The organism is Halorhodospira sp. 9628 (genome assembly GCF_022228075.1).
Taxonomy (GTDB): domain Bacteria; phylum Pseudomonadota; class Gammaproteobacteria; order Nitrococcales; family Halorhodospiraceae; genus Halorhodospira; species Halorhodospira halophila_A.
On sequence record NZ_JAJNRF010000004.1, the window covers coordinates 103263 to 117782 of the forward strand.

The 14520-nt window shown below is 70.2% G+C and carries 14 protein-coding genes and 1 pseudogene; 4 read left to right on the forward strand and 11 right to left on the reverse strand.

Going from position 1 to position 14520, the window contains the following annotated elements:
- Positions 1 to 24: 24 nt before the first annotated feature.
- From fliP to fliL, 5 genes and pseudogenes are all read right to left on the reverse strand, one after another.
- The gene (fliP, locus tag LRG10_RS06035) at positions 25 to 765 is read right to left on the reverse strand and encodes a flagellar type III secretion system pore protein FliP (protein WP_201168483.1); all 741 of its coding nucleotides are present in this window, start codon (positions 763 to 765) and stop codon (positions 25 to 27) included.
- 3 nt (positions 766 to 768) lie between these two features.
- Complete coding sequence (gene fliO, locus LRG10_RS06040) at positions 769 to 1230, reverse strand: flagellar biosynthetic protein FliO (RefSeq protein ID WP_201242400.1); 462 nt, start codon at positions 1228 to 1230, stop codon at positions 769 to 771.
- Entirely contained in the window at positions 1230 to 1769 is a 540-nt protein-coding gene (gene fliN, locus LRG10_RS06045; protein ID WP_201168489.1) for a flagellar motor switch protein FliN, read from the reverse strand. The genes fliO and fliN overlap by 1 nt, the downstream gene beginning before the upstream one ends.
- Positions 1770 to 1948: 179 nt before the next feature.
- Positions 1949 to 2911: pseudogene (fliM, locus tag LRG10_RS06050) on the reverse strand (flagellar motor switch protein FliM); the annotation flags it as partial.
- A gap of 12 nt (positions 2912 to 2923) precedes the next feature.
- On the reverse strand, positions 2924 to 3376 hold the full coding sequence (fliL, locus tag LRG10_RS06055; RefSeq protein ID WP_201168495.1) for a flagellar basal body-associated FliL family protein: 453 nt from the start codon (positions 3374 to 3376) through the stop codon (positions 2924 to 2926).
- A 264-nt stretch (positions 3377 to 3640) separates the two neighbouring features.
- On the opposite strand from fliL, the gene LRG10_RS06060 reads away from it, so the two are divergent.
- The 4 genes from LRG10_RS06060 (at position 3641) to LRG10_RS06075 (ending at position 7450) form a co-directional block, all read left to right on the forward strand.
- On the forward strand, positions 3641 to 5002 hold the full coding sequence (locus LRG10_RS06060; protein WP_238634953.1) for a zinc-regulated TonB-dependent outer membrane receptor: 1362 nt from the start codon (positions 3641 to 3643) through the stop codon (positions 5000 to 5002).
- A 35-nt stretch (positions 5003 to 5037) separates the two neighbouring features.
- Positions 5038 to 5937 carry a metal ABC transporter substrate-binding protein gene (locus tag LRG10_RS06065; RefSeq protein WP_238634954.1) on the forward strand — a complete coding sequence of 300 codons (900 nt, stop codon included), beginning with the start codon at positions 5038 to 5040 and terminating at the stop codon, positions 5935 to 5937.
- A 113-nt stretch (positions 5938 to 6050) separates the two neighbouring features.
- Positions 6051 to 6650: an ATP-binding cassette domain-containing protein gene (locus LRG10_RS06070; protein ID WP_238634226.1), complete on the forward strand. Its 600-nt coding sequence runs from the start codon at positions 6051 to 6053 to the stop codon at positions 6648 to 6650.
- Positions 6650 to 7450, forward strand: a complete 801-nt coding sequence (locus LRG10_RS06075; RefSeq protein ID WP_238634225.1) for a metal ABC transporter permease — start codon at positions 6650 to 6652, stop codon at positions 7448 to 7450. Before LRG10_RS06070 ends, LRG10_RS06075 begins: the two co-directional genes overlap by 1 nt.
- On the opposite strand, the gene LRG10_RS06080 is transcribed toward LRG10_RS06075, so the two are convergent.
- The 6 genes from LRG10_RS06080 to fliF all read right to left on the reverse strand — a co-directional run bounded on the left by LRG10_RS06080 (position 7441) and on the right by fliF (position 14504).
- The gene (locus tag LRG10_RS06080; RefSeq protein WP_238634955.1) at positions 7441 to 8859 is read right to left on the reverse strand and encodes a flagellar hook-length control protein FliK; all 1419 of its coding nucleotides are present in this window, start codon (positions 8857 to 8859) and stop codon (positions 7441 to 7443) included. The genes LRG10_RS06075 and LRG10_RS06080 overlap by 10 nt on opposite strands.
- Positions 8860 to 8936: 77 nt before the next feature.
- A complete protein-coding gene (fliJ, locus tag LRG10_RS06085) occupies positions 8937 to 9401 on the reverse strand; it encodes a flagellar export protein FliJ (protein ID WP_201168510.1) in 465 nt (154 codons plus the stop codon).
- Positions 9398 to 10747 (reverse strand): flagellar protein export ATPase FliI, encoded by a 1350-nt coding sequence (gene fliI, locus LRG10_RS06090; RefSeq protein ID WP_201168512.1) that lies wholly within the window; start codon positions 10745 to 10747, stop codon positions 9398 to 9400. Before fliI ends, fliJ begins: the two co-directional genes overlap by 4 nt.
- Complete coding sequence (locus tag LRG10_RS06095; protein WP_238634956.1) at positions 10744 to 11664, reverse strand: flagellar assembly protein FliH; 921 nt, start codon at positions 11662 to 11664, stop codon at positions 10744 to 10746. The genes fliI and LRG10_RS06095 overlap by 4 nt, the downstream gene beginning before the upstream one ends.
- 57 nt (positions 11665 to 11721) lie before the next feature.
- Positions 11722 to 12711, reverse strand: coding sequence for a flagellar motor switch protein FliG (gene fliG, locus LRG10_RS06100; RefSeq protein WP_201168699.1), 990 nt, complete (start codon positions 12709 to 12711; stop codon positions 11722 to 11724).
- A gap of 5 nt (positions 12712 to 12716) precedes the next feature.
- Entirely contained in the window at positions 12717 to 14504 is a 1788-nt protein-coding gene (gene fliF / locus LRG10_RS06105; RefSeq protein WP_201168518.1) for a flagellar basal-body MS-ring/collar protein FliF, read from the reverse strand.
- Positions 14505 to 14520: the final 16 nt, after the last annotated feature.

Sequence of the window (14520 nt, forward strand, 5' to 3'; positions counted from 1 at the left end):
CCGCCCGGCGGGGCACCCGGGCGGTCACAGGAAGAAACTGGACGCCAGGGTGCCCATCACCAGTGACCAGCCATCGACCAGGACGAAGAGCATGATCTTGAACGGCAGCGAGATGATCATCGGCGAGAGCATCAGCATGCCCATGGACATCAGCGTGCTGGCCACCACCAGGTCGATGACCAGGAACGGCAGATAGAGCACGAAGCCGATGATGAAGGCGGTCTTCAGCTCGCTGGTCATGAATGCCGGGATCAGCACCGACATGGGCACGTCGTCCGGGCTGTCCACCTCGCCGTAGTCGGCGATGCGCAGGAACAGGGCGATGTCGTCCTCGCGGGTCTGGCGGATCATGAACTCGCGCATCGGCTCGCTGGCCTGCTCCAGCGCCTGCTCGGCGTTCATCTCCTCGGCCATGTACGGCTGCAGCGCGGTCTCGTTGATCTCGTCGAAGACCGGCATCATCACGAACAGGGTCAGGAACAGGGCCAGCCCGATGAGCACCTGGTTCGACGGCGTCGAGGCGGTGCCGAGCGCCTGGCGCAGGATGGCAAGGACGACGATGATCCGCGTAAAGGCGGTCATCATCAGCACCATCGCCGGCAGCAGCGTCAGCAGGGTCATGAGGACGAGGACCTGGACGCTGAGGCTCCAGGTCTGCCCGTCCTCGGTCTCCTCGATGGTCAGCGCCTCCAGCCCGGTCTGGCCGTAGGCCAGCACCGGGCAAAGAAACAACGCCACGAGAAGCAGAATACGGAGTGTGGGCATGGACTACTGCTGATCGGATTGCTGCATCAAGCGACGCAGCCGCGCCGCGAACGGGCCGCCCTGCCCGCCGTCGGCCTCGCCGCCGACGCCGGTCACTGGGGTTTCCAGTATATGCAAGGTCTGTACCCGCCCGGGCGCTACACCGAGCAGCAGCTGGGTCTCCCCCACCTGAACCAGCACCACGCGCTCGCGCTGGCCCACCGGCAGCGAGCCGAGCACACGCATGGCCCCGGTGCCGCCCACGGCCCCGCCGCCGAAGCGCCGGAGCAGCCAGGAGAGCCCGACAATCACCGCCAGCACCACCAACAGGGCGACAATCACCCGGACGATGGCCTCGGCCTCGACCCCGGGGACGGTCTCGGCCACCGCCGGCGCCGAGAACGCCAGCAGATTGACGCCCAGCGCCGCCCCCGCCAGGCGCGAGCGCCGGAGGAACGTCACCCACGAGCGCGATCGAGGGGCCATCAGCGCAGCTTCTTCACCCGCTCGGCCGGGCTGATGACGTCGGTCAGGCGGATGCCGAAGCGCTCGTTGACGACCACCACCTCGCCGTGGGCGATCAGCGTGCCGTTGACCATCACGTCCAGGGGCTCGCCGGCCAGGCGGTCGAGCTCCACCACCGAGCCCTGGTTGAGCTGGAGCAGGTGGCGGATGCTGATCTGCGTCCGGCCGATCTCCATGGACAGCGTCACCGGGATGTCGAGGATGACATCGATGTTCTGGTCATCCTCGCCGGCGGCGCGCGTGGCGGCCGGATCGAACTCGTCCAGGTCCACCGATCGGCCGCCGCCGCCTTTTTCGGCAGCGCCGGACTGGCCGCTCTCCCGACCGCCCGAACCGGCCGTCTCGGTGGCCTCGGCGCCCTCCTCCATGGCGGCCGCCCACTCCTCGGCCAGGGCCTCGTCGTCGATGTGCTCTCCCTCCTGCTCGCCCTGCCCCTTCTGCTCGGCCAGGGCGTCGGCCCAGTCGTCATCGGCCGACGGCCGGTCGTTCTCGTCACTCATGACTCATCCACCCTCTGGCTGCTCTGGGGGCGCTCCGGCGCCTCGTGGGACTCCTCGGCGCCGCTGCGCTGCTCGGCGGTGAGCCGGTTGATGCGCTGCTGAACCGGCTCCTCGTCCCGTTCGCGCTCCTCGCGGCGGACCTGGTCGCGCTCCGGCAGCAGTGTCTCGCGCTCCGGCGCCTGCACCTTCTCGTCAATGCGCAGCGCCGCATGGCCCTCGCACACCCCATAGGTACCGTAGAAGACCGGCACCTCCTCGACCTCGACCACCACCCGCTCGGGCATCTCGATGGGGATCACATCCCCGGCCTTGAGGTGCATCAGATCGCGCAGGGTGATCTCCGAGCGCGCCAGGGTACTGTGCATGGTCACCGGAGCGGTCTTCATCTCTTCGCGCAGCGCCTTGGCCCAGCGGTCATCGACGTCGTTGCGATCGGACTGCACGCCGGCGTCGAGGATCTCGCGGATCGGCTCGACCATGGTGTACGGCAGGGTCACGTGGATGTCGCCACCGCCGCCGTCGAGCTCGACGTGGAACTTGCTCACGACGACCACCTCGGTGGGGCTGACGATGTTGGCGAACTGCGGGTTGACCTCCATGTTCACGTACTCGAAGTCCACGCCGAGCACCGGGTTCCACGCCTCGCGCAGGTCATCGAAGGCCTGATCGAGCATCAGCCGGATAACCCGCTGCTCGGTGGGCGTGAACTCGCGCCCCTCCACCTTGAGGTAGAAGTGCCCGCCGCCGCCGAAGAAGTTGTCCACCACCAGGAAGACCAGCTTGGGGTCGATCACGAACAGACCGGAGCCGCGCAGCGGCGGCACGCGGATGATGTTCAGGCTGGTGGGGACGAACAGGGTGTGGACGTACTCGCCGAACTTCATCATCTCCACGCCGGTGACCGAGACCTCCGGCGTGCGGCGGAGCATGTTGAACAGGCCGATGCGAAACAGCCGCCCGAAGCGCTCGTTGATCATCTCCAGGGTCGGCATCCGGCCCCGGACGATGCGCTCCTCGGCGGTAAAGGTGTACGGCCGGAGTTCGCCGGTATCCTCTTCGTCCTCGGTGTCGACGTCGCCGTCGTCGATCCCGTGGAGGAGCGCGTCGATCTCGTCCTGGCTGAGGATATCCTGCTGCGACATGACGACCGCCCGCTACTGCATTACGAAACTGGTGAAGTAGACCGCTTCGACCTCGCCCTCGATCCCGCGCTCATCGAGGATGTCGTTGATCTCCTCGAGCGAGGCGTGCCGCAGATCCTCGCGCCCGGCCCGGGTGTTGAGCGCCTCGAAGCTCTGATCAGCGAAGAGCATCAGCAGGTTGTTGCGGATCACCGGCATGTGCCGCTCCACGCCCTCGAGCGCCTGGTCGGTGCGCGCCATGACCTCGACCTCGGCCTGCAGGTAGCTGATCCGCTGACCCCGCTCGAAATTGACGGTCAAAGGCGGCTCCAGCTTGAGGTACTGCGGATCCCCCAGGTCGGGCTCTGCGTCCGCATGCATGCCCGGCGGCGTGATGTAGCCGAACGCCAGGGCCCCCACGGTGCCCATGGTCACGACCATCATCAACGCCATGATCCCCATGAATATGTAGACAATCTTCGGCACTGGTATGCCTCCCCGTGCCCTATCAATGCACTGACTGTGCCGTGACGCCGGCGCTGCTGCTGCCGACTCCCCATGCTACCGCATCACCCGCCGGCGACGCCTGTTGACGCCTTGTTGCATTTGCAACTAGATTGCACTGGACGCCGGAGGCGGCCGCTGTGGACTCTCTTGTGCTATCGGCCACCAGCGCCGGGAACTTGACCACAGCAGCGCGACAGCGGCCACAACCGCCCGGCGCGTCACTCAATCCAGGGGAGCCCGAACATGTCACGATACCACGCCCAATGGCGCCGATCGGCCCTGCTGGCCACCGGTCTGGGCGGCGCAGCCCTGCTGCTCGGCAGTGCCCACGCCCAGTCGCCCACCGACGAACCCACCGTCGAGCAGGGACCGGAACCCACCGTCAGCGCCGACCCCGGCCCGATGCAGCGGGCCACCGCCTCCAGCGAGCAGATCGGCGCCGGCACACTGATGAACCCGTCCATCTCCGTGATCTTGGACGGCGTGTACGGCAACGAGTTCTCCGGCCACGTCGATGACCCCGGCGGCTTCGGCATGGGCCACAGCCACGGTCACGGCCACGACCACGCCCACGGGATCGAGGACGGCTTCCAGCTGCGCGAGACGGAGATCGCCTTCGAGGCCTCGGTGGACCCGTATTTCGACGCCTTCGCGATGCTGGTCATCGAGGGCACCGACCACATCGACCTGGAGGAGGCGTACTTCACCACCCGCAGCCTGCCCTGGGGCCTGCAGGTGAAGGCCGGCCGCTTCCTCTCCGACATCGGCTACATCAACAGCCAGCACCCCCACGAGTGGGACTTCGTGGACCGCCCGCTGGTCAGCGAGCACCTCTTCGGCGACCACGGCATCCAAGAGACCGGCGTGCAGCTCAACTGGCTGGCGCCCACCCGCACCTACCTGAAGTTCGGTGTCGAGACTCTGCAAGGTGAGAGCAGCGGAATCGCCCCGTACGAGGGGCACGACCACGGCTTCGACGATGTCTCCGGCCCGCGCCTCGGGACCGCCTTCGCCAAGTGGGGACCGAACCTCGGTTACAATCACAACGCGCAGTTTGGGGCATCCGCAGGCTACGCCCGTGCCTTCCAGAAGGGCGATATCGACGACGACGAGGACGCCTGGGACGGCGACAGCTGGTTCGCCGGCCTCGACGCGATCTATCGCTACGACGCCGGTGGTTATAAGGGCCAGGGCGACTGGACCGTACAGGGCGAGTACTTCTACCGGAACATCGAAGCCGACTTTTATGACGACGGAGATTTCGAATACGCCGGCACCAGCAAGCAGGACGGCCTCTATCTCCAGGCGGTCTACGGCATCGCCCCGCGCTGGCGGACCGGCCTGCGCGCCGAAGCCCTGGGCATCACCAACGACGCCTTCGGGCACGATGAGATCGAGGCCCTAGACACCAGCTACCGTTACGCGGCCAACGTGACCTTCTACCCGTCGCACTTCTCGTACATCCGGGCTCAGGTCAACTACTCCGACTTCGCCGGTGGCGCTGGGCATGGGCATGGGCACGGACACGACCACGGGGAAGACGCCTGGCAGGCGATGCTCCAGTACAACCTGAGCCTCGGCGCCCACGGCGCCCATCCGTTCTGAGCGCGCCGCGCCGCAAACGCAGAGGGAGTCGAATGATGTTCAAGCGCATCCTTGCCACCGCGGTCCTCGCCACCGCCCTCGCCGCCGGCCCCGCCGCGGCGGAGCGGCTGCAGGTGGCCGCGACCACCACCAACATGGCCATGATCACCCAGCAGGTCGGCGGCGAGCATGTGGAGGTCACCACCATGGCCCCGCCGGACCGCGACGCCCACTACCTGGAGGCACGGCCGTCGATGATGGCCGCGCTGCGCGGGGCCGACCTGGTGGTCTCGGTGGGCGCCGAGTTGGAGGAGGGCTGGCTGCCCGCCGCCATCCGCGGCGCCAACAACCCGGACGTGCAGATCGGCCAGGACGGCTACTTCGAGGCCGCCGCCCAGGTGGAGCTGATCGGCCAGACCGGTCACGCCGACCGTGCCCGGGGTGATGTCCACCCGGCGGGCAACCCCCACGTCTACCTGGACCCCGTCCGCATGGCGGAGGTGGGTCAGGCCCTGGCCTCGCGCCTGGGCAACCTGGCCCCGGAGCACGCGGAGCACTTCTACAGCAACGCCGATGACTTCCAGGCGGCGGTCGAGGAGCGTCTGCCCGGCTGGGAGGAGCGCGTCGCCGACGCCCCCGGGGTGCTGGTCTTCCACGCGGACATCGACTATCTCGTGCACCGCCTGGACGTGCCCCTGCACGGCTACCTGGAGCCGCTGCCCGGCGTACCGCCCACGGCCCGCCACCTGCGGCGGCTGGTCAACGAGCTCGAGGACGAGCGGGGCGTAACGCTTTTCGCCGACTTCCAGCCGGCGGACGGGGCCCGGTTCATCGAGCGGGAGCTGGGCTGGTCCTACTACAGTCTGCCCACCCAGGTCCCGGTGGACGGCGATGCCGACGACTACTTCGCGGTCATCGACGAGCTGGTCGAGGCCATCGCCTCGCCGGCCTCCTGAGCCGACCCGGCGGTACCGGCGGGCCCGCCGGTACCGCGCCCCTTACCATGACGCGACCCGGACGGGGCACGGTCCCGCCCGGGTCGTTCTTCCCCACGACAAGGATCCATCTCGTGGCGCAACCGCTTCTCGAGATCGAACAGCTGCGGGCTGGCTACGGCGAGCCGGTGGTCGGCCCGGTTTCTCTGCAGGTCCACCCCGGCGAGGTGATCGGCCTGGCCGGCCCCAACGGCTGCGGCAAGAGCACGGTGCTCAGTGTCCTCACCGGCCAGGCGCAGCGCTTCGGCGGCCAGGCCAAAACGGCTGCCGGCGCCGGCATCGCCTGCCAGTCCCAGGCCCCGTACCAGGGCGGCGAGCTGCCCCTGCGCGGCGACGAGCTCCTGACGCTGATGGGCGCCGACCCCGCCACCCTGCCCGAGCCGCTGCAGCCGCTACTGCGCCGGCGCATCGACCGCCTCAGCGGCGGGCAGCGCCAGAGCCTGCTGGTCTGGTCCGTCCTCGGCCACCCCGGGGCCCTGGTGCTCCTCGATGAACCCACCAACAACCTGGACGCCCGTGGCCGGCAGCTGCTCATCGAGGGACTGAATCGCCTGGACGCCGGGCGCGGGGCGCTGGTGATCAGCCACGACGCCGACTTCATCCGCCAGGTCTGCCACCGGGTGATCACCCTGGAGCCGGGCGGGCATCTGCAGCGAACGGAGACGGCCGCGTAATGGAACTGCTCTTCGACCCCCTGTTCCGTCTGCCGTTCCTCGCCGGGCTGACCGCCGCCGTGGCGGTGGCGGTGGTCGGGCTCTACCTGCGCCTGCGCGGCGAGTGGCTGGCCGCCCTGGGCTTCGCCCACCTGGCCGGCGCCGGCGGCGTGGCGGGCCTGCTGCTCGGCGCCCCGCCGCTGGCCGCGGCCCTGGCGGCGAGCGCCGTGGCGGTGGCGATCAAGGGCGCCCTGCACCGAACCGGCAACGACGTCTACGCCTGGCTGATCCTCTTCGGTTGGGCGGCGATGATGCTCGGCGCCTCGATGACCTACCACGCCAAGCTCCTCGGCGAGAACCTGATGGAGGGGCAGCTCTACTTCGTCGGTGCCGAGGAGTTGTGGGCGACGCTGATCGTCGCCGGTGCCGCCGCCGTGCTCCTGCCGATCATCTCGCGCCGGCTGCTGCGCCACGAGCTCTTCCCCGGCCACGACGCCGCCAACGGCAAGCCGCTGTGGCCGGTGACGCTCGGTTTCGATCTGATCGCCGCGGCGGTAGTGGCGATCACGGCGCTGGTGATGGGGGTGATGGCCGCCTTCGCCCTGGTCTTCATCCCGGCCTGGCTGGCCTTCGCCCTGGCGGGCGGATGGCGGCGCGCCGTGGCCTGGGCGGCGGGGCTGGCCGCTGCGATCTACACCGCGGCGTTCGTCACCGCCATGGCGCTGGATCTGCCCTTTGCCACGGTCCTGGTGGGCATCGCGGCGGCCGTGGCGCCGCTGCGCCTGCTTGCCGGGCGGCTGGGCGGGCGGCTTCAGGCGTAGTGGTCGATCAGCCCGCGGCCGCTACTGCCGGCTGCGGCGGCCTCCCCGGTGTCCTCGCCTTCTGACTCGGCGGCCTGCAGGGACTCACCGCCGTCGGGATCGGTCTCGTCGTCACCGCCGTCGCCCTGGGAGATATTCACGTCCACCTCCCCCTGACCCTGGTCGGCCAGGAACTGCTTGAGCCGCTCCAGGTCCTGCTCCAGGGCCTCGCGGGTGGCCGCGTTGTGCGTGGTGATGTTCACCGTGGTGCGCTCGTCACCGACGTTGACCTGGATGTCCAGCGGGCCGAGGCCGGGCGGATTGAGCTGCAGCCGCGCCTGCTGGACATTCTCGTTGACCATCCACACCACCCGCTCGCCCACAGCGGGGGTGAAACCCTGTTGACCCACCGGCTGCTGCACGGTGAACTGCAGGCCGCCGCCGCGCTGACTGCCCTCCAGCCCCTGGGCGGCAGCCAGCAGTCCGCTGAACTCGCCACGAGCGGCGCCCTCGTCCCGACCGCGCTGGCCCGACTGCAATGCCTGCAGCAGCGCCTCGGCGGCGGCGCCCCGCTCACCGCTGCCGGTCTGCCCGCCCTGGCCACCGGGGCTCTGGCCGCCGGCGGGGTCCAGCCCGCCGGAGACGGCGTTAAGCAAACCGCCGGCGCGCAGCTCCCGGGCGATCTGGTCGCCGAGGGCGCCCTGGCGCGCGCCCTCGGCGTCATCGCTCCCCCCGACTCCGGAGAGCATCGCGGTGGTGGCGGCCGCAATGGCGGCCAGGCCACCCTCCCCGGCCTGCTCTTCGACCTGCTCTTCGGCGGGTTCCGCGGCCAGACCGGCACCGTCGAGATGGGCCAGGCGCTCCTGGAGCGCGGCCACCAGCTCCTTGCCCGAGAGCCCCTCGTCCTCCAGCTCGGCCAGCGCCTGCAGGACCTCGGCACGCTCGGCAGCCAGCTGACGCTGGCCCTCCAGCCACGCCTCAAGGCGCTCGAGCTTGTCCGTCTCGCCCTCCAGCAGCGCCTGGAGCTTGCTGGAACGCTCCTGCGGGTCGGCGTTGCCCAGCTCTTCGAGCAGCGCCGGGTCGAGCTCCGCCAAGGCCTGCTCGGCGTCCCCTTCGCCCATCCCCGCCAGGGCGTCCATGACGGCCTGCAGTTTCTCGGAGAGCTCATCCAGGTCCGGCGCCACCTCCTCCAGCTCGGCCGGCAGTGCCTCGCCGTCCAGCGGCAAGGCCTCGCCGTCAAGCTTGCCGCCGAGGGCATCGAGCAGCCCCTTGAGGTCAGCCTCATCAAGGCCCGCCTCCTTGAGCGCGGGACTCGCCAGCAGCGCCTCAAGGAACCCGCCGGCCTCGCCCCCGCCGTTCAGGGCTGCGCCCTCCGGGCGCTTGCGCACCGAGGCGTCGAGGTCGAGCGTGGCGGGGTCGATGGGTGGCATGCGGCTTCCTCCAGCGATGGCGACGAACGCGTCCCCGGATCAGGTGCAAGATCCGAACCAGCACGGCGCCCCCGGGGCTACCCCCCCTGGCCGGGCAGATCCCCGCGCTGGATGGCCTGGTAGAGCATGCGCGCCACCTCGTCGGACTCCTGGCGCTCGCGCCGCTCAGCCGCCGCCTGCTCGGCCTCGGCGCGGCGCTCGACGACCTTCTCGATGGTGCGGTGCTCGCCCCAGCGGCGCAGCCACTCCTTGTGCAGCTGGGTGACGCGGCGCTGCTGCTGAGCGATCTGCTGGCGCTGCTGGACGATGGCCTCGTCGAGCCGCGTCAGGAAGGCGTTGAAATCGCGCAGGCGGGCCGCTTCGATGGCGTTGTCCTGGGTCAGCTGGCGGCGGTACTCCTGGCGCATCTCGAGGATCTCCTCCAGGCGCGCCTCGCCCTGGCGCAGCTCCCCCTCGGCCCGGGCCAGCTGGCTGGCGGCCTGCTCCTTGCGCTGGTCGGTCAGCCGCTCCACCGGGCGCAGTCGCTCGGCCCCCTTGCTCATCCGCTCACCTCACCGGTCAGTCGTCCCAGGGACGCCAGGGACTCGTCGAAATCCACCGCCTCGCTCACATCCTGCTGCAGGAAGGCGCGCAGCCGGGGCTGGTACTGAATGGCCTGGTCGACCAGCGGGTCCGAGCCGCGCTGGTAGGCGCCCACGCTGATCAGATCCTCGTTCTGGCGGTAGGCGGTATAAAGCTCCCGGAAGCGCTGCGCCGCCTTCTGGTGGGCGCCGTTGGTGATGGCCATCATGGCGCGGCTGATCGAGGCCTCGACGTCCACCGCCGGGTAGACGCCGGAGTCGGCCAGACTGCGCGAGAGCACCAGGTGGCCGTCGAGGATGGCCCGCGCCGAGTCGGCGATGGGCTCCTGCTGGTCGTCGCCCTCGACCAGCACGGTGTAGAAGGCGGTGATCGAGCCGCCCCCGTCGGCGCCGTTGCCGGCGCGCTCGACCAGCCGCGGCAGCAACCCGAAGACCGACGGCGGATAGCCCTTGGTGGTGGGCGGCTCGCCGATGGCCAGACCGATCTCCCGCTGCGCCTGGGCGTAGCGGGTCAGCGAGTCCATCAGCAGCAGGACGTTGTAGCCCTGGTCGCGGAAGTACTCGGCGATGCTGGTCGCGCGCATGGCGCCGTGGAGCCGGAAAAGCGGCGACGTGTCGGCCGGTGCGGCGACCACCACCGCCCGCGCCAGGCCGTGGCGGCCCAGGATCTCGGTGATGAACTCGCGCACCTCGCGCCCCCGCTCGCCGATCAGCCCCACCACCACGACATCGGCGGTGGTGTAGCGGGTCATCATGCCCAGCAGCACGCTCTTGCCCACCCCGGAGCCGGCGAACAGGCCCATGCGCTGGCCTCGGCCAACGGTGAACAGGGCATTGATCGAGCGCACCCCGACGTCCAGCGGCGCGGCGATGGGGGCGCGCTCGAGGGGGTTGATCGGCTCGGCCATGAGCGGTGTGCGCTCCCGGGCCTTAAGCGGACCGCCGCCGTCGATGGGCTGCCCGCCGCCGTCGATGACCCGGCCGAGCAGCTCCTCGCCCACCCGGGCCTGGGCGCCGCTGCCCCGGGGCACGACCCGGGCATTGGGCATGACGCCGCGCAGATCGCCGGTGGGCATGAGGTAGAGGCGGTCTCCGGCGAAACCCACCACCTCGGCCTCGACGCCGCCCTGGCCGTCCTCGATGGTGCAGCGCGCCCCGAGCGGCGCCCGACACCCCTCGGCCTCCAGGGTCAGGCCGACCATGCGCCGCAGCACGCCCTCCACCGGGGGGCGCACGGGCTCGATGTGCTCGACCCGGCGGCGCACGCGGGCGGTCCAGTCCTGGGCCAGACCAGCAACGGTGCTCATCGACCGCCCCCGTCATCGCCGGCCGGGGCCTCGGCACCCTCGCCACCGGCCTCACCCGCCGTATCGTCCTCCTCGGCGCCGGGGGCACGACCGCGATAGCTGCGCTGCACGGCCTCGCCCCCCTCGCCGGCGTGGGCGTCGCCGAGCAGCTGCTCGCCGACGGCGTCCAGGCGCCGCTCCACGGTGGCGTCCACCCGAGAGGTCTCGGTGGTGACGATGCACCCGCCAGGGGTGAGGTGGGCGTCGGCCACCACCGACCAGCCCTTGTCGCCGACCTCGGTGCCCAGCTGCTCGGTGATGAAGCCGTGCTCCTCCGGGTGGACCTGTATGGTCAGGCCGCGCTCCTGCGCCGGTAGCTCGCGCAGCGCCTGGCGCACTGCCGCCAGGGCGTGCTCCGGGTCGGTACGCAGCTCCTCCAGGGCCAGCCGCCGGGCCACGGAGAAGACCAGGTGCAGCAGCTCATCCTCGGCGTCCCGATCGAGCTGCTCCAGCGGCCGGCCCAGGGTATCGAGCAGGGCCCGCAGCCGGCGCACCAGCACCGCCCCGGCCCGCCGGCCGTCGCTCTGCCCGGCCTGCAGGCCCTCGGGGTAGCCGGCGTGGAAGCCTTCGTGACGACCGGCCTCGTAGCCCTCCTGGTGGCCCTGGCGGCGAGCCGTGGCCCGGATCTCCTCGATCTCCTCGACCGTCGGCAGCGAGCGCCGTGCCTCGTCCTCCAGGCGCAGGCGCTCGGCCACTGCCTGGCGGCGGCGCTCGCGACGGCGGCGGCGCTTCTCGCGCTCGATACGCCGGGCTTGCTCCTGCTCGGCCTGGCGCTGACGGTCGATCTCGGGCTGGTCGAAGTCGGGCGTCTCCCACGCCTCGGCCGTCTCGGCGAACTCTCCAGGGATGATCCGCAGGCGTCGATCGCCACTGTCCATCCGCGCCCTCCCGGCTGCGACACGCCCCCGGGCTCAGCGGCACCGGGGGGGTGGGGTTCAGACGTACTGGTCGGAGCTACTGACCAGGTTGATGGTGCCCTCGTCGGCCATGCGCTTGGCAACGGCGAGGACCTCCTTCTGTGCGGCCTCGACGTCGGACAGACGCGCCGGCCCCATGGCCTCCAGGTCCTCCTGGAGCATCTCGCCGGCACGGCGCGAGAGGTTGTTCATGAACTTGGCCTGCAGGTCCTCGCTGGCGCCCTTCAGGGCCAGGGTCAGCGAGCCGGTGTCGATCTCGCGCAGGACCTGTTGCATGGAGCGGTCGTCCATCTGCTTGAGGTCCTCGAAGACGAACATCAGCTCCTGGATGCGGTCGGCGAGCTCCTCGTCGAGCTCCTTGACGTTGTCCAGAATGGCGGTCTCGGTCTGCCCGTCCATGTTGTTGAGGATGTTCGCCGCCGACTGCAGGCCGCCGATGGTCGAGGACTTCAGGCGCTGCTGACCGGAGAACTGCTTCTCCATGATCTCGTCGAGCTCCTGCAGTGCGCGGGGCTGGATGCCCTCAAGGGTGGCCACGCGCATGACGATGTCGTGGCGAACGCGCTCGGGCATCTCGGCGAGCACCAACCCCGCCTGATCCGCCTCCAGGTAGGAGAGCACGATGGCGATGATCTGCGGGTGCTCGAGGCGGATCATCTCGGCGATGGTCCGCGGATCCAGCCACTTGAGCTGATCCAGCCCGCGGGTGGTGCCGCCCATGACGATGCGGTCGATGATCGAGCCGGCCTTCTCCTCGCCCAGGGCCTTGACCAGGGTGCTGCGGATGAAGTCCGTGGAGCCGATCCCCAGCGAGGTCTGCTCGGCGGCGGTCTGGATGAACTCGTCGAGGACCTCGTCGACCTGCTCGCGGCTGACGTTGCCGATCTGCGTCATGCCCAGGCCGAGCTTCTGTACCTCGCGCGGGCCGAGGTAGCGCATGATCTCGGCGGCAGCGTCCTCGCCGAGGGTGAGCATGAGGACCGCGGCGCGGTCGGTACCCTTCATCATCGCCATCAGCCCTTGCGCTTGTCGTCTTCATCGAGCCAGGCCTTGACGGCGTTGGCCGCCAGCTCCGGTTCGTTCTCGACGAGCTCGAGCACGGCCTGGAGCTTGGCCTCGTAGGGGCGCTCGCGCATGTCGCTGAGCTGCTCGCCGCTGATCCCCGCCAGGCGCATGGCGGCTTCGCTCTCCTGCCCACCGCCGGGACTCTCCAGGCTCTCGCCGGCCGGGCGCTCCAGCCCCTCGGTCTCGGCCCCGCCGCGCTCCTCGTCCATTTCGTCCTCGCCCCCGAGCATACGGTTGACGATCGGGCGGATGGCGACGATGTAGATCAACAATCCGATGGCAGCAAAGACCGCCAGCCGGATCAAGTCGCGCACCCACTCCTGCTCCCAGACCTCCTCGGGCGGATCCGGCGGCTCGACGATCTCGGCGAAGGGCACGGTGGCCACGCTCACGGCATCGCCGCGATCGGCGTCGAAGCCCACCGCGTCCTGGACGAGATTCTCCAGGGTCTGGATCTCGTCGTCGGAGAGGGCCTCGCGGACCACCTCGCCGTCCTCGTTCTCGACGTAGCGGTGATCGACCAGAACCCCGACGGTCAGCCGATCGATCACGCCAATGGCCGGCTGCACCTCGCTCAGCGTCCGGCCCACCTCCCAGTTGCGGGTCTCGTCGGAGCTGAACGGCGTGCCGCCCCCGCCCTCGGGCTCCTCCCCGTCGAGGGTCCCCGGGCCGGGCGGCTGATTGGTCAGCGCACCGGGGATGCCGATGGGCCACTGCCCGCCCCCGCCGCTGCGCTCACTCATCTGCTCGCTGCGGATGGCGCTGCGCTCCGGGTCGAAGAGCTCTTCGATCTGGCGGCGCTCGTCGAAGTTGAGCCGGGCGCTGACCTGGGCGCGGACGCGGTCCGGGCCGATGATTGGCTCGACCATGTCCTCGACGCGGCGCTGGATGCGTTCCTCGAGCCGGCGGGTGAGCTCGAACTGCTGCGCCGAACGGGTCGCCTCGGTGGGCTCATCCTCGGCGGTGAGCAGACGGCCGCGGTGGTCGACCACGCTGACATTGCCGTGCTCGAGATCGGAGACGGCGCTGGCCACCAGGTGGATGATCCCCTCCACCTGGCGGTCGGGCAGCTGCCTGTCTTGGTCCAGCTCGAGGACCACCGACGCCTTGGCATCGCGGCGGTCGCGTACGAAGACCGACTCCTCGGGGTCGTCCAGGTGGACGCGGGCGCTGACCACGCCGCGCAGGGTCTCGATGGAGCGCGCCAGCTCCGTCTCCAGCGCGCGGTCGAAGCGGGCGTGCTCCATGAACTCGCTGACGCCGAACCCGGGGTCTTCCTCGAGCATCTCGTAGCCGAACCCGGTCCCGCGCGGCAGCCCCTCGGAGGCGAGGAAGATGCGCGCCCGGTGGACGGCGCCTTCCGCAACCTTGATATCCCCGGTGCGCTCGTCGAACTCGACGCGCACGCCCTGCTCCTCGAGGGCGTTGATGACCTCGGCGGCGTCGTCCGAGGAGAGATCGGCGTAGAGCGTACGCAGCTCGGCGGGCTCCTGCGCCCAGAAGAAGATCGCCACGCCCAGCCCGGCCACCGCCAGCAGCCCGGCGCCGAGACCGAGCTTGCGCAGCGGGTTGTCGCCGAGGACACGGGTCAGCTGCTCACGCCAGTCCTCAGGCACGAACCGGCCCACGCCGGCAAAGCCACCCGCCTCGGCTCCGGCACCGCCCTGGCCGCCGCTGTCCAGCGGCGACGGCGGCGAGGAGCCGCTCGATTCGGTCATGGCCTGGCTATCCGCCATGGCGACCCCTCACGCG